Source organism: Pseudomonas sp. Pme6b, from assembly GCF_058129925.1.
In genome coordinates, this window is record NZ_CM176704.1 from 4,231,652 (window position 1) to 4,246,241 (window position 14,590).

Below are 14,590 nucleotides of genomic sequence, written 5' to 3' on the forward strand. Positions count from 1 at the left end.
AAAAGGCATCGCCATGCGATGCCGATCGTCACTTGAGGCTGCCGGACAGGAACTGCTGCAGACGCTCGGTCTGCGGGTTGGCCAGTACCTCGCGCGGGTCACCACGCTCCAGAACCACACCCTGGTGCAGGAAAACCAGCTGGTTGGAGACTTCCCGGGCAAAGCCCATTTCGTGAGTCACCACCACCATGGTCCGGCCTTCCTGAGCCAGCCCCTGCATGACCTTGAGCACATCACCAACCAGTTCAGGGTCGAGCGCCGAGGTAGGCTCGTCGAACAGCATCACTTCAGGTTCCATCGCCAGCGCGCGGGCAATGGCCACACGCTGCTGCTCGCCACCGGACATGTGTCCTGGATAAGCGTCCTTACGATGGGACACGCCGACCTTGGCCAGGTAGTGCTCGGCTTTTTCCAGCGCTTCCTTTTTCGACACGCCCAGAACATGAACCGGCGCTTCGATGATGTTCTGCAGCGCCGTCATGTGCGACCACAGGTTGAAGTGCTGGAACACCATCGACAGACGTGAGCGCATGCGCTGCAACTGTCTGGCGTCGGCAGCTTTCAGACCGCCGTCCTTGTTCGGCACCAGCTTCAACTCTTCGTTGTTGAGCAGGATCTTGCCGGCATGGGGCTGTTCGAGCAGGTTGATGCAGCGCAGAAAGGTGCTTTTGCCCGAGCCGCTGGAGCCGATGATGCTGATGACATCGCCAGCTTTGGCGGTCAGGGACACGCCCTTGATCACTTCGTGACTGCCATAGCGCTTGTGCAGGTCCTGCACTTCCAGTTTGTTCATGCTTTGGGCTCCCACAGAACGGTCAATCACTGAGCAGACGTCCATGACGCAGCGCGGTGCGCCCCGCCACTTTGGCCAGCCAGAAACCTGGTTGAGCGTAACGAAGCCGCTCGATGGCAAACAGCACCCCGGCAGTATTCGCACAAATGGTACTGACCTGATCGGACAGCGGGTCGATGACTTCGAACAGCGCATCGCCGATTTCGACTTTATCGCCTGCGGCACGCAGGAATGTCACCACGCCAGGATGCGGCGCATAGAGCAATTCGGTACCTTCGAATGGCAGACCTTCACAGGCTTGATGTGCGGGCTGCGGCCAGTCACCGCTGATAAAACCCTGTTCGGCCAGAAACGCCAGAATGCCTTCGGCGTGCGCTTGCGCCTGAGGCTTGCCGGTGTCGGCCTGACCACCCAGCTCGATAGTGGTCGCCAGACACGCCAGCGGGATCTGCGCCTGCGGGAAGGTCCGTGACAGACGCAACCACGGCAGCGAACAGGCTTCATCGAAGGAACTGCCACCGGAATCCTCGGCCAGCAGTGCCACCTGAATATTCAGGTGCGCCGACAGCGAGCGCCATTGCGGCCAGTGCTGTGGCAAGGCATACATGTGCAGCGCGGCATCGGCATCGCAATGCAGATCCAGCACCACATCAGCGATGCTGGCATGCTTGAGCAGGATGCGCTGCATGCCTTGCAACTCCGATTGCGCGGCAGGCAAGCCTTCAAGTGCAGTCATCATCGCCTGACGAATCAATTGGGTATTGGCGCGCGGGTCATCGCCCAACTGGCCTTCCAGCAACTCGGCGACCGGCTCGCTCAGCTCGGTGAAGTCACGGTTGAAATTCTTGCCGCTGCCGAACTCGAAACGCCCCTGATGCGCACCTTGCAGCAACTGCCCCAGCCCCAGCGGGTTGGCCACCGGCACCAGCTCGACGACGCCCTTGAGCGCGCCTTGCTGTTCCAGCTCGGTCAGGCGTCTCTTCAACTCCCAGGCGGTGCGCATGCCGGGCAGTTCGTCTGCGTGCAGACTGGCCTGAATGTAGGCTTTTCGCTCGCCAGTGCCGAAGCGAAAGACACTCAGCGTGCGTTCGGTGCCGAGGGTGCTCCACGGCAATACATGATCGATTCTTTGCATTTCAGACCTTCCGTGGGGCCAGATAGCCCAGCCAGCGGCGTTCGGCAATTTTGAACAGCCGCACCAGAATGAATGTCAGGCACAGATAGAAAACGCCTGCGGTAACGTAAGCCTCGAACGGCAGGTAGAACTGCGCGTTGACCGTGCGGGCAGCGCCGGTGATGTCGATCAGGGTCACGATGGAGGCCAGACTGGTCGTCTGCAGCATCATGATGACCTCGTTGCTGTACTGCGGCAGCGCCCGGCGCAAGGCCGACGGCAGCAGAATGCGCCGATACATTTTGGCCTTCGACATGCCCATGGCCCGCGCAGCCTCGATTTCACCGGCCGGCGTGGCCTTGAGGCTGCCGGCAATGATCTCGGCCGTATAGGCGCTGGTATTGATAGTGAACGCCAGACAGGCACAGAACGTAGCACTGGACAGCCAAGGCCATAAAAAGCTTTCGCGCACCGCGTCGAACTGAGCCAGCCCGTAATAGATCAGGAACAGCTGGACCAGCATCGGCGTGCCGCGGATCACATAGGTGTACAGCCAGGCCGGCATATTGACCCAAGGGTTTTTCGAGACCCGCATCAGGCCCAGCGGCAACGCCGCGAGCAACCCGAATGCGAGCGAAATCGCCAGCAGTTTCAGGGTGGTCAGCAAGCCGCCGAAGTACAGCGGCAGGCTGTCCCAGATCACGTTGTAGTCAAAGATCATAGGTCAGCCGCCCTGACGCCTACCGAGTAGCGTTTTTCGAGGTAACGCAGAGCGAGCAGCGAAACACTGGTAATCACCAGGTACATCGCTGCAACCGCCAGAAAAAAGGTGAAAGGCTCGCGGGTGGCATCGGCCGCCTGCTTGGCCTTGAACATCATGTCCTGCAGGCCGACCACGGAAATCAGTGCAGTGGCCTTGGTCAAGACCAGCCAGTTATTGGTGAAACCGGGGATGGCCAGACGAATCATCTGCGGCACCAGAATGCGGAAGAACACCTTGCCGCTGCTCAGGCCATACGCCATGCCTGCTTCGGCCTGCCCCTTGGGGATGGCCATGAACGCACCGCGAAAGGTTTCCGAGAGATAGGCACCAAAAATGAAGCCCAGAGTGCAGATCCCGGCCAGCAAGGGGTCAAGATCGATGTAGTCATCAAAATCCAGCAGCGGCGCAACGCGGTTGAGCAGGTCCTGACCGCCGTAGAAAATCAGCAATATCAGGACCAGATCGGGAATGCCGCGAATGACCGTGCTGTACAGATCGCCCAGCCAGGCAATCCAGCGTACCGGCGACAGACGAAGCGCCACGCCGATCAGACCGAGAACGATCGCCAGAGCCATCGACGACAGGGCCAGCTGCAACGTCAGCCAGGCACCTTCGAGGGTAACCTTTCAACATGATGTGCGGTCCTCAAGCGTGGAATAAAAATGGCGCAAGCCAGGCAATTCTGTTTGCGCCATTGATCAGGATCGGTATGACGACTTACTTGCCGTAGATATCGAAGTCGAAATATTTGTCCTGGATAGCCTTGTACTTGCCGTTGGCACGGATGGCTGCAATGGCGGCATTCAGGCGCTCAAGGTTGGCCTTGTCACCCTTGCGCACGGCGATGCCGATGCCGTCACCGAAGTATTTCGGGTCGGTGAACGATGGACCTGTGAACGCATAGCCCTTGCCTGCGTCGGTCTTCAGGAAACCGTCCTGCAGCAGGGTGGCGTCGGCAATCGTGCCATCCAGACGACCCGCACCGATGTCCAGGTAGATTTCGTTCTGCGAACCGTACGGCGTCACTTCCACACCTTTGGGGGCAAGAACTTCACGGGCGAAACGCTCATGGATCGAACCGCGCTGCACGCCGATTTTCTTGCCCTTGAGTTCCGCCAGGCTGTCGCTGATCACGGTGCCGTCTTTCATGACCAGACGGGCCGGGGAATTGTAGTACTTACCGGTAAAATCCACAGACTTCTTGCGGTCGTCGGTGATCGACATGGAAGAAAGGATCGCGTCGATCTTGCGCACTTTCAGCGCCGGGATAAGGCCGTCGAATTCCTGCTCGACCCAGGTGCACTTGACCTTCATTTCTTCACACAGCGCATTGCCGATGTCGTAGTCAAAACCGACGATGCTGCCATCCGGAGCCTTGGAAGCGAACGGAGGGTAAGCCGCTTCGATGCCGATTTTCAGCGGTTTTTCATCAGCAAAGATCGGCTGGGCGAGCACGGACAACGCCATCGCGCCAATAAGCATGAGCTTCTTCATTTCCAGGACTCCATCGGTAAAGCACGACAAGTGGCAAAGTGAGCAAGCGCCCAATGTGCGAAAGGACAATCTCGGGGGAGAGCGACGCCGGGGGCGTGACACCGCATTGGTGGCTCACGGACCTTCGGCGAATGACGGGCATTTTAACGACAGGCTCGAAGTCGATATTTCTTCAATGCGACAACTAGTTACAGATGCACCGAAAAACCCACTACCAGCTATTGACGAAGCATATTTCTGCTGATCCAGCAGAGCCAGCCAAACCTGTCATAACAGCAAAAAGCGCGCCCATTATTGGCAAACCCTTCTAATCCGGCAAGCCCAGCGTTCCATATGGCGGATGAAACGCCCTGATGCGTCGCAGCTTCCTACAAGAAAGCCAGAGAACGTCCCACAATGAAGCACCGTCCGACAACGCCGTGTAAACCCGTAACAAACCGATATATATCTCGTTTCCGATACCGGGCCGCACAAACAAAAGCGCCCCGCCCGGCATTAACCGGACGAGGCGCGCTCAGTCAATGAGCGGTCAGGCAGCGTTCATGGTCTTGTGCGTGTCAATCAGGTGCTGCACCACACCCGGATCGGCCAGCGTCGAGATGTCACCCAGCGCATCGTACTCAGCGGTGGCAATCTTGCGCAGGATACGGCGCATGATCTTCCCCGAACGGGTCTTCGGCAATCCAGGTGCCCACTGGATGAAATCAGGCGAAGCAATCGGGCCGATCTCCTTGCGCACCCAGTTGCGCAACTCAGTGCGCAGCGCGTCGCTCGGTTCTTCGCCACCGTTGAGGGTGACGTAGACGTAGATGCCCTGCCCTTTCAAGTCATGTGGCACACCGACCACTGCGGCTTCGGCGACTTTCGGGTGCGCAACCATCGCGCTTTCAATCTCTGCGGTGCCCATGCGATGGCCGGAAACGTTGAGCACATCATCTACGCGCCCGGTGATCCAGTAGTAGCCGTCCTCATCGCGACGGGCACCGTCACCGGTGAAGTACATGCCACGGAAGGTCTTGAAGTAGGTGTCGACGAAACGGTCGTGGTCGCCATACAGCGAGCGTGACTGACCCGGCCAGGAATCGAGAATCACCAGATTGCCTTCGGCCGCGCCCTCGATGAGGTTGCCCAGGTTGTCCACCAGCGCCGGAATCACGCCGAAGAACGGACGTGTTGCCGAGCCCGGTTTCAGCGCTGTTGCGCCTGGCAGCGGGCTGATCAGAATGCCACCGGTTTCGGTCTGCCACCAGGTATCGACAATAGGGCAGTTCTGTTTGCCAACGGTGTTGTAGTACCAGCCCCAGGCTTCCGGGTTGATCGGCTCGCCCACCGAACCCAACAGACGCAGACTGGACCCGTCGGCACCTTCAACGGACTTGGTGCCCTCGGCCATCATGGCGCGGATCGCGGTAGGCGCGGTGTAGAGGATATTGACCTTGTGCTTGTCGATGATTTTCGACACACGCGTGATGTCCGGGTAGTTCGGCACACCTTCAAACAGCAGCGTGGTTGCACCATTGGCCAAGGGGCCATAGACAATGTAGCTGTGCCCGGTGACCCAGCCGACGTCCGCGGTGCACCAGTAGATTTCGCCCGGCTTGTAGTCGAACACACGCTCATGGGTCAGCGCCGCGTAAAGCAGATAACCCGCAGTGGTGTGCAACACACCCTTGGGTTTGCCGGTCGAGCCCGAGGTGTAGAGGATGAACAGCGACTCTTCGGCCCCCATCTCTTTTGGCGCGCAGGTGCTGGAGGCCACTTCCAGAAGCGAGTGGTACCAGATGTCACGATGACGGTTCCACTCGATTTCGCCACCGGTACGTTTGCAGACGATGACCTTCTGCACGCTGCTGGTTTCCGGATTGGTCAGTGCACGGTCGACATTCGCCTTGAGCGCAGTCTTCTTGCCACCGCGCAGGCCTTCATCCGCAGTAATGACCACCTTGGAACTGCAATCGATGATCCGGCCAGCCAGTGCTTCCGGCGAGAAACCGCCGAATACCACCGAGTGAATCGCACCGATCCGGGCGCACGCCAGCATGGCGACCACAGCCTCGGGGATCATCGGCATGTAGATAGTGACGACGTCACCACGGTGCACGTCCTGCCCGCGCAGTGCGTTGGCAAACTTGCAGACTTCGGCGTGTAGCTCGCGGTAGGTGATTTCACGGTGCTCGGAAGGGTCATCGCCTTCCCAGATGATCGCAATCGTGTCGCCGCGCTCTGCCAGATGGCGATCCAGGCAGTTATAGGCAACGTTCAGCGTACCGTCGGCGAACCATTTGATATCGACCCGATGGTCGTCGAACGAGGTTTGCTTGACCACACTGAAAGGTTTGATCCAGTCGAGGCGCTGAGCCTGTTCACGCCAGAAACCATCAGGGTTGACCACCGACTGCTGGTACATGGCCTTGTAGGTCGCTTCATCCGTCAGCGTAGTCGCTGCGACTTCTGGGCGGACGGGGTACAGGGAAGCTGCACTCATCTTGGTTACCTCGGTGGATAGTTGTTGTTTTATGCACCCGTTGTATCCCGCCCCACCCGGTGGGGCCATTCGACGTTGGTATTACCGGCGGGACCGGAGCGTCAAGCGCCCCCCCCCCCCCGGATTATTACCGTTTTGATGAAAGCGCTTATCCAAAGTCTTTATATATGTCGCCATGCAACAGGCCTAGAATTCATCTCGCCAATACGGCAACTATCAGCTGCCCCCACGCAGCCCGCTTCTTGATATCAAACAGAGTTCGTACATGACGCTAAAAACGTGATGCGGACGCGCTCACTTTCAAAAAGGTAAAACACAATGAAAGCTTTATTAGTGACATTGGCACTGTGCGGTGTCAGCAGCTTCGCCATGGCCGAAGAATCGCAGACCAAAGTTGCTGCCCAGCAAGCCCGTGTCGAGCAATACACGTATGGCACTCATCTGGATATCGCCCGGGTTATTTCCATCAGCCAGATCCCCAATGTCTGCGAAGTGGTCCCGGCGCGCATGGTCTATGAAGACTCGCAAGGCGCAAGGCACACCATGAGCTACCAGGTGATGGGCAACGGCTGCAGTAACGGTTGATGCTTTTCGCTGTTGCGACCCGTGCTCGACGCCTCGCAGATATTGATTGCGGGGCGTATACACGAGCGTTGATTGCCGGGCGGTCAATCAGCGGATTGTTGATCGGCTGCGTGCCGGCCTGACTCACGCCCCAACTCAACTCATAGCCACGCAACTTGTTGGCAATGGTTGTATGTGACACCCCCAGGCGTTTGCCCAATTGGCGACTGCTGGGATATTGCGCATATAAATGTTCCAGCACCGATTTTTCGAAACGCCCGATAATAGCGTCCAGCCCCCCTTCCAGAGACACGTCGCTCAGCCCTGGCCGCACACCGTAATCCGGCAAACGAATATGCTCGGCCTGCACCTTGCTGCCGTCACACAGCGATACAGCCTGAAACAATACATTTTCCAATTGCCTTACATTTCCGGGCCAGTGGTACTGACTCAGGCGCTTGATGGCAGCCGGCGCAATGCCTGGTAACGGGCAGCCGATCTGGCGGCTGGCGTGATCCAGAAAGTGCTCCACCAGCGGCTCAAGACCGTCCAGACAATCGCGCAACGGCGGTATGTGCAGCGACAGCACATTGAGGCGATGATAAAGGTCCTGCCTGAAGACCCCTTGGGCGCATAGCTCCGACAGGTCGACCTGGGTCGAACACATCACACGCACATCGAGAAACATGTCCTCGTCGCTGCCGACCCGGCGAAAGCTGCCGTCCTGAATGAAACGCAGCAGCTTGGCCTGCATTCGCGCACTCAGCTCACCCACACCATCAAGGAACAGCGTGCCGCCTGCTGTCAGCTCCAGCAACCCGAGCCGGCCTTCCGCTCGCGCGCCCTCGAACGCACCGGGGTCGTAGCCGAACAGCTCAATCTCGGCCATGGACTCCGACAGCCCGGCACAGTTGAGCGCCATCAGCGGTGACTGGCCACGCGGGCTGGCAAGGTGGCAGGCACGGGCCAGCAATTCCTTGCCGGTGCCGGTTTCGCCCTCGATCAGCAGCGGCGCATCGAGTGGTGCCATGCGCCGCGCCTCGCGGACCACCGCAGCCATGACCTTCGAACTCTGAAAGATGCTGTCAAAGCCGCGTAACTCCTGTTTGCGCACATGGTAGATGCGCTCACCAACCCGATCAGCGCGGTGCAGGGTCAATACAGCCCCGGCCATGGCTTCGCTGTCATCGTGCTCCGATTGCAACGGGGCGATGTCGGCGAGAAACACATCGCCGCGCACCTTGACCCGCAGACCATTGATCCGCGACTGGCTGGCCCGCACCAGCTCAGACAGGTCGAAATCCTCGGCATAGCGCGACAACGGCATCCCCGGCACTTCATCCACCCGCACGCCCAACAACTGCGCGGCGGCACGATTGGCTGCGACGATTGCACCGGCCATGTCGATGGACAGCACAGGGAACTCCAGCGCGCCGAGCAAGGCGTTAAGCTCCATGTGCCGACGCTCGCTGGGCATCAGCCCAACGCGCTTGACGCCGAATACACCGGTGATCGCCTCAAACTTCGGGCGCAGGGCCTGAAACTGCAGATTGATCAGGTTCGGGCAATGCAGATAGATAGCGTCGCCATGCTCGCCCCCCACTTCACCACGCGCCACGTTGACGCCGTAGGCCACCAACAGATCGAGAATGTCGCGAAGAATGCCGATCCGGTTCTGGCAATGCACCTTGATGCGCATGATTCGGTCGCCCCTGTGAACGTGGGTTTTTAGAGAGTGGCAAAGTTTTCCGTCAACAATACGTTACAGAGGCACGCTTCGCGAGAGAGAAATCTGCTGAATTCATGGTCCACGGGAACCATAAGTAAAGTTTTCGTTACGAATTTGGGCGACAAGATGGGAGCGCGACGGCTTTCGCAGGCAGACCCATCGTCGAAAGCGGGTTATTCCTGCAGGCAGGCTTTTACAAAAATACGTTTACAAGAGCAGCCTTTCGAGGACATCAGCATGGCCCAGACGCTTTACGTGGCACGCGAGCCGGACGCTTCGGGCTTCATTGATTACACAGCAGCCGAACATTCGGTATGGAACACTCTGATTACCCGGCAGATGACGATCATTCAAGGTCGGGCCTGCCAGGAGTATCTGGACGGTATCGAGCAACTGGGCCTGCCCCATGAGCGCATTCCGCAGCTGGGTGAAATAAATAAGGTGCTGGGTGCAACCACCGGCTGGCAGGTTGAGCGAGTGCCAGCGCTGATCCCGTTCCAGACGTTCTTTGAACTGCTGGCCAGCAAGCGCTTCCCGGTGGCGACCTTTATTCGCACCGAGGAAGAACTGGATTATCTTCAGGAGCCGGATATCTTTCATGAAATCTTTGGTCACTGCCCACTGCTGACCAATCCGTGGTTTGCCGAATTTACCCATACCTACGGCAAACTCGGCCTGAGCGCGAGCAAGGAACAACGCGTGTACCTGGCCCGGCTGTACTGGATGACCATCGAATTTGGTCTGGTCGATACACCACAGGGGCGCAAAATCTACGGCGGCGGTATTCTTTCTTCGCCCAAGGAAGCGGTGTACAGCCTGTCGCCGGCTCCCGAACACCAGCTATTCGACCCGCTTGAAGCGATGCGCACGCCGTACCGCATCGACATTCTGCAACCGCTGTATTTTGTTCTGCCAAGCCTCAAGCGCCTGTTCGACCTGGCGCAGGAAGACATCATGGCGCTGGTAGAACAGGGCATGCAGTTGGGCTTGCACGCCCCGAAATTCCCACCTAAAACCAAAAGCCACGCGGCCTGAAACGCGGCCAGGTATCTGAAAAGGAAACCCTGTTTATGAGTACCTTGAATCAAGCCCATTGCGAAGCCTGCCGAGCAGACGCCCCACAAGTCAGCGAAGCCGAGCTGCCGGAACTGCTCAAACAGATCCCCGACTGGAACATTGAAGTGCGCGACGGCGTCATGCAGCTGGAAAAAGTGTTCCTGTTCAGGAACTTCAAATTCGCTTTGGCGTTCACTAACGCGGTCGGCGAGATTGCCGAGGCTGAAGGCCACCATCCAGGCCTGCTGACCGAATGGGGCAAAGTGACGGTGACCTGGTGGAGCCACTCGATCAAAGGCCTGCACCGCAACGACTTCATCATGGCCGCACGCACCGATGAAGTGGCCCGTGGCGCCGAGGGCCGCAAATAATTTTTGCGAGAAGGTCTACGAGGGTTATTGCGCCCTGATGCAGCCATAACGCAGTAAAACCAAAGCGTGCAGCGACTCGCAAGGCATAGGCCCGGACAGTGAAAATGCGATTTTGTTTCGCTGACAAGCCAATGAGGATAAAAAAATATCCTGATTGTCATTTTCAGTGGGGTATCCTGCGCAGGCTTTTTTAAAGCACGGTTCTATCTGCAACCCCTTGCGAGGAGCGACGACGATGCATGAAATCCCTAACTTCCCACCAGGCCAACAGGAACCACAACAGTCGACCCTGGCTCAACAGGAGCTTGGTCAACCTGTCGCAATGAAAGCAGCACCCTCGGCTCAAGACAGCCAGAAAGCCGGAAGCAAAGACTGAAGGCGATTGTTTTCAGGCGTATCGAAAAACGGTTCTGCCGATTTTCAATACGCCTGGAAAACCAGTAACAGGCAAACAGCAGATTTTTATGAGCGACTTCACTGAAACGCAAGCCAATGCCCTGATTGGCACCGCCGAGAAAATGATCGAAATCTGGTCACGCCTCAGCCCGGAAAAACAGAGCGCCCTGCTCGCCCGTTTCGGTACTCAGGAAAACGCCTTGGCCGCCCTCGTGACCACACAGCTTGTAGCCCCGGCAAACAAATAATCCTCCATTCGCCGTTTATTTCACTTCGTTGCACCTGCATGACGCGATGCGTCGGTATGATAAGCACTTCGAGAGCTTGCTAAGGGTTTTTCCCTGCCCGCTCGAACGCCATACCCGCACAGAATGAAAGCCTGCCCCATGCCCGAGACACAGCAAACCACGCCGCAAACCTCTATGGCTGTTACCCAGACCGTCATTTCCATTGTGATGTTCACGTTTATCGGCTACCTGAATATCGGTATTCCGCTTGCCGTACTGCCAGGCTACGTCCACAGCGATTTAGGCTTCGGCGCGGTTATCGCAGGCCTGGTGATCAGCGTGCAGTACCTGGCGACATTGATCAGTCGACCATGGGCGAGCCGTATCATCGACAATCTGGGCAGCAAGAAAGCCGTGCAGATCGGCCTGACCGGCTGCGGACTGAGCGGTGTGTTCATGCTGGTGCCGGTCTGGCTGGACAGCTGGCCGATGGCGAGCCTGGTGATTCTGCTGATTGGCCGGGTGATTCTCGGCAGCGCGGAAAGTCTGGTAGGTTCGGGCTCGATTGGCTGGGGCATCGGCCGGGTCGGCGCGCAGAACACTGCCAAAGTGATCTCCTGGAACGGTATCGCCAGCTACGGCGCTCTGGCCATCGGCGCACCGCTGGGTGTCTGGATGGTTGACTCACTCGGGTTGTGGACAGTAGGTGTCAGCATCATGCTGCTCTGCGCACTGGGCCTGTACCTGACCTGGCACAAGCAGGCCGCACCGATTGTGCCAGGTGAACGGCTGCCCTTCATGCACGTACTGGGGCGAGTGTTTCCACACGGCATGGGCCTGGCGCTGGGCGGCATCGGCTTCGGCACCATCGCCACCTTTATCACCCTGTATTACGCGAGCAACCACTGGCCGAATGCGGCGCTGTGTCTGACCCTGTTCGGTGGCAGCTTCATCGCGGCGCGCCTGCTGTTCGGCAACCTGATCAATCGTCTGGGCGGCTTTCGGGTAGCGATTGTCTGCCTGTCAGTGGAAAGCCTGGGGTTGTTGCTGCTGTGGATGGCCCCCACTCCGGAGCTGGCACTGGCTGGCGCGGCGTTGACCGGTTTCGGGTTCTCGCTGGTGTTTCCCGCACTGGGCGTGGAAGCCGTCAATCTCGTCCCTGCCTCCAGCCGGGGCGCTGCGGTCGGCGCTTATTCGCTGTTCATCGACCTGTCCCTGGGCATCACCGGCCCACTGGCAGGCGCGATTGCCGCAGGCTTCGGCTTTGTCTCGATCTTCCTGTTCGCGGCGCTGGCGTCACTTACCGGGCTGGCGTTGAGCGTCTATCTGTACAAGCAGACGCAGGTGGTACGCCAGTGATGATCTGTTCCGGTCATCGCTCCCGCGCTCCAGAACGGCATGCGACGCGGAGCGACGCACGATATTCGGGCTGATCGTTCCCACGCTCCCGCGTGGTAACGCCGTTCTGGACGCTCTGCGTCCGATCTTGAAGGGCCAGCCGTACTCAGAAATCCACTTTCCCGCGTCCGGCCTTGATCGAGCCGCGTTTGCTCTTGGACTCCAGGCGGCGGGTCTTGGAACCCAGGGTCGGCCGTGTCGGGCGGCGTTTCTTTTCGACTTTGGCGGCGTTGACGATCAACTCGCTCAAGCGCAATAACGCGTCGGCGCGGTTCTGTTCCTGAGTGCGGTATTGCTGGGCCTTGAGCACGATCACGCCATCTCTGGTGATGCGGCTGTCACTCAACGCCAGCAGCCGCTCCTTGTAGAACGGCGGCAGCGACGAGGCGTTGATGTCGAAACGCAAATGCACGGCGCTGGAGACCTTGTTGACGTTCTGACCGCCCGCGCCCTGGGCGCAAATGGCCGTCAACTCGATCTCGGCGTCCGGCAGATGGACATTGTTGGAAATCACCAGCATCGGGGCATCTTCTTTTCTGCTCCAGGCACGGTTATTTACCAGTCTCGGCATTCATGACAACGCTACGCCTGTTCTTGGCTCGATAACACACCCACATGACCGCCAGCCAGACCGGTATCGCGTAAACCGATATCTGGATGCCGGGAATCATCAGCATGATGCCGAGGATAAACAGCACAAACGCCAGACACACGTAGTTACCGTAGGGATACCACAGCGCCTTGAACAGCGGCACTTGGCCGGTACGGTTCATGTGCTGGCGGAATTTCAGATGCGAATAGCTGATCATCGCCCAGTTGATGACCAGGGTGGCCACTACCAGCGACATCAACAGCTCCAGCGCCTGCTGCGGCACGAAGTAATTGAGCAGAACCGCCACCACGGTCACCGCGGCAGACGCAAAGATAGCCTTGACCGGCACCCCGCGCCTGTCGACCTGCGCCAGCGCCCTGGGCGCATCGCCCTGCTCGGCCATGCCTACCAACATGCGGCTGTTGCAATAAGTGCCGCTGTTATAGACCGACAGCGCTGCAGTCAGTACCACGAAGTTCAGGATATGCGCCGCCGCATCGCTACCCAGCATCGAGAACACCTGCACGAACGGGCTGCCGCTATAGGAGTCACCCGAGGCATTGAGGCTGGCCAGCAGGCTGTCCCAGGGTGTCAGCGACAACAGCACCACCAGTGCGCCGATGTAGAAAATCAGAATGCGGTAGATGACCTGATTGATCGCCTTGGGGATCACGGTCTTCGGCTGTTCGGCCTCGGCAGCGGTGAAGCCGAGCATTTCCAGGCCGCCAAACGAGAACATGATGATTGCCAGCGCCATGACCAGCCCGCCGACACCATTGGGAAAGAATCCGCCGTGTTCCCAGAGGTTGCTGACCGACGCCTGCGGGCCGCAACTGCCACTGACCAGCATGTAACTGCCCAGCGCGATCATGCCGATAATCGCCACCACCTTGATGATCGCGAACCAGAACTCGGTCTCGCCGAACACCTTGACGTTGGTCAGGTTGATGGCATTGATGAGAATGAAGAACGCAGCCGCTGAAACCCAGCTCGGGATGTCCGGCAGCCAGTAATGAATGTACTTGCCGACAGCAGTCAGCTCCGACATACCGACCAGGATGTACAGCAGCCAGCAATTCCAGCCGGACAGGAACCCGGCGAAACCGCCCCAATAATTGTGGGCAAAATGGCTGAACGACCCGGCGACGGGTTCTTCGACGATCATCTCGCCAAGCTGGCGCATGATCATGAAGGCGATGAAGCCGCAGATGGCATAACCGAGAATCATCGACGGCCCGGCTGATTTCAGCACGCCCGCCGAGCCGAGAAACAAGCCAGTGCCGATAGCGCCGCCCAGAGCAATCAGCTGAATGTGCCGATTCTTCAGACCGCGCTTCAATTCACCCGAGGATGCAGTTGTTTCACTCATTCGATAGCTACCTGATTGTTCTTGTTCTGTGACCGAAAAGGAACTGCCGCGCTTGTGACGCAACAGAATTGCAGCACCCCGGACGGGTGATCCGAAGTATTGAGCAGCAATGATTCACAGAAAAAAGCGCGGCATTGTACACCTGCATCCAGGTTGAGGTTTGAAACAGGGAAATGAATGCAGCGGGGCTGTATGACAAGGTTTTTCACATCGCCAAAAACGACAACGCCAGCCCTTGG

At 58.4% G+C, this 14,590-nt stretch carries 12 protein-coding genes and 2 pseudogenes; 5 read left to right on the forward strand and 9 right to left on the reverse strand.

The window, feature by feature from the left end; all coding sequences use genetic code 11:
• Positions 1-28: 28 nt before the first annotated feature.
• The 6 genes and pseudogenes from AC4ANE_RS19150 to acs form a co-directional block, all read right to left on the reverse strand.
• A complete protein-coding gene (locus tag AC4ANE_RS19150) occupies positions 29-793 on the reverse strand; it encodes an ABC transporter ATP-binding protein (protein ID WP_002554439.1) in 765 nt (254 codons plus the stop codon).
• Between the two features lie 22 nt (positions 794-815).
• Positions 816-1,928 (reverse strand): succinylglutamate desuccinylase/aspartoacylase family protein, encoded by a 1,113-nt coding sequence (locus AC4ANE_RS19155; protein ID WP_002554440.1) that lies wholly within the window; start codon positions 1,926-1,928, stop codon positions 816-818.
• Position 1,929: 1 nt separating this feature from the next.
• Positions 1,930-2,628 carry an ABC transporter permease gene (locus AC4ANE_RS19160; protein ID WP_002554441.1) on the reverse strand — a complete coding sequence of 233 codons (699 nt, stop codon included), beginning with the start codon at positions 2,626-2,628 and terminating at the stop codon, positions 1,930-1,932.
• Positions 2,625-3,287, reverse strand: a pseudogene (locus tag AC4ANE_RS19165) (ABC transporter permease); the annotation flags it as partial. The pseudogene AC4ANE_RS19165 and the gene AC4ANE_RS19160, both read right to left, overlap by 4 nt.
• A 100-nt stretch (positions 3,288-3,387) precedes the next feature.
• Positions 3,388-4,164, reverse strand: coding sequence for an ABC transporter substrate-binding protein (locus AC4ANE_RS19170; protein ID WP_002554443.1), 777 nt, complete (start codon positions 4,162-4,164; stop codon positions 3,388-3,390).
• 529 nt (positions 4,165-4,693) lie between these two features.
• Complete coding sequence (gene acs, locus AC4ANE_RS19175) at positions 4,694-6,649, reverse strand: acetate--CoA ligase (RefSeq protein ID WP_002554444.1); 1,956 nt, start codon at positions 6,647-6,649, stop codon at positions 4,694-4,696.
• Positions 6,650-6,967: 318 nt separating this feature from the next.
• Here acs and AC4ANE_RS19180 point away from each other — a divergent pair, with 318 nt between their 5' ends.
• Positions 6,968-7,234, forward strand: coding sequence for a DUF2790 domain-containing protein (locus AC4ANE_RS19180; RefSeq protein ID WP_002554445.1), 267 nt, complete (start codon positions 6,968-6,970; stop codon positions 7,232-7,234).
• Between the two features lie 148 nt (positions 7,235-7,382).
• Here AC4ANE_RS19180 and AC4ANE_RS19185 read toward each other — a convergent pair.
• Positions 7,383-8,912: pseudogene (locus AC4ANE_RS19185) on the reverse strand (sigma-54-dependent transcriptional regulator); the annotation flags it as partial.
• 267 nt (positions 8,913-9,179) lie between these two features.
• On the opposite strand from AC4ANE_RS19185, the gene phhA reads away from it, so the two are divergent.
• The 4 genes from phhA (at position 9,180) to AC4ANE_RS19205 (ending at position 12,351) form a co-directional block, all read left to right on the forward strand.
• Positions 9,180-9,977: a phenylalanine 4-monooxygenase gene (gene phhA, locus AC4ANE_RS19190; RefSeq protein WP_031595692.1), complete on the forward strand. Its 798-nt coding sequence runs from the start codon at positions 9,180-9,182 to the stop codon at positions 9,975-9,977.
• 35 nt (positions 9,978-10,012) lie between these two features.
• The gene (locus AC4ANE_RS19195; RefSeq protein WP_031595694.1) at positions 10,013-10,369 is read left to right on the forward strand and encodes a 4a-hydroxytetrahydrobiopterin dehydratase; all 357 of its coding nucleotides are present in this window, start codon (positions 10,013-10,015) and stop codon (positions 10,367-10,369) included.
• Between the two features lie 464 nt (positions 10,370-10,833).
• Positions 10,834-11,013, forward strand: coding sequence for a hypothetical protein (locus AC4ANE_RS19200; protein ID WP_002554448.1), 180 nt, complete (start codon positions 10,834-10,836; stop codon positions 11,011-11,013).
• 138 nt (positions 11,014-11,151) lie between these two features.
• Positions 11,152-12,351, forward strand: coding sequence for an MFS transporter (locus tag AC4ANE_RS19205; RefSeq protein ID WP_002554449.1), 1,200 nt, complete (start codon positions 11,152-11,154; stop codon positions 12,349-12,351).
• A 145-nt stretch (positions 12,352-12,496) separates the two neighbouring features.
• Here the strand turns inward: AC4ANE_RS19205 and arfB are convergent, their stop codons facing one another.
• A complete protein-coding gene (gene arfB / locus AC4ANE_RS19210) occupies positions 12,497-12,910 on the reverse strand; it encodes an alternative ribosome rescue aminoacyl-tRNA hydrolase ArfB (RefSeq protein ID WP_002554450.1) in 414 nt (137 codons plus the stop codon).
• Positions 12,911-12,941: 31 nt separating this feature from the next.
• The gene (locus AC4ANE_RS19215; protein ID WP_002554451.1) at positions 12,942-14,351 is read right to left on the reverse strand and encodes an amino acid permease; all 1,410 of its coding nucleotides are present in this window, start codon (positions 14,349-14,351) and stop codon (positions 12,942-12,944) included.
• Between the last annotated feature and the right edge of the window lie 239 nt (positions 14,352-14,590).

Excerpts from the sequence above, each read along its gene's own strand:
- AC4ANE_RS19205 (WP_002554449.1), top strand. The coding sequence starts at position 11,152 with ATGCCCGAGACACAGCAAACCACGCCGCAAACCTCTATGGCTGTTACC.
- AC4ANE_RS19200 (WP_002554448.1), top strand. The coding sequence starts at position 10,834 with ATGAGCGACTTCACTGAAACGCAAGCCAATGCCCTGATTGGCACCGCC.
- AC4ANE_RS19215 (WP_002554451.1), bottom strand. The coding sequence starts at position 14,351 with ATGAGTGAAACAACTGCATCCTCGGGTGAATTGAAGCGCGGTCTGAAG.
- arfB (WP_002554450.1), bottom strand. The coding sequence starts at position 12,910 with ATGCTGGTGATTTCCAACAATGTCCATCTGCCGGACGCCGAGATCGAG.
- AC4ANE_RS19170 (WP_002554443.1), bottom strand. The coding sequence starts at position 4,164 with ATGAAGAAGCTCATGCTTATTGGCGCGATGGCGTTGTCCGTGCTCGCC.
- AC4ANE_RS19160 (WP_002554441.1), bottom strand. The coding sequence starts at position 2,628 with ATGATCTTTGACTACAACGTGATCTGGGACAGCCTGCCGCTGTACTTC.
- AC4ANE_RS19155 (WP_002554440.1), bottom strand. The coding sequence starts at position 1,928 with ATGCAAAGAATCGATCATGTATTGCCGTGGAGCACCCTCGGCACCGAA.
- AC4ANE_RS19180 (WP_002554445.1), top strand. The coding sequence starts at position 6,968 with ATGAAAGCTTTATTAGTGACATTGGCACTGTGCGGTGTCAGCAGCTTC.
- AC4ANE_RS19195 (WP_031595694.1), top strand. The coding sequence starts at position 10,013 with ATGAGTACCTTGAATCAAGCCCATTGCGAAGCCTGCCGAGCAGACGCC.
- phhA (WP_031595692.1), top strand. The coding sequence starts at position 9,180 with ATGGCCCAGACGCTTTACGTGGCACGCGAGCCGGACGCTTCGGGCTTC.
- AC4ANE_RS19150 (WP_002554439.1), bottom strand. The coding sequence starts at position 793 with ATGAACAAACTGGAAGTGCAGGACCTGCACAAGCGCTATGGCAGTCAC.
- acs (WP_002554444.1), bottom strand. The coding sequence starts at position 6,649 with ATGAGTGCAGCTTCCCTGTACCCCGTCCGCCCAGAAGTCGCAGCGACT.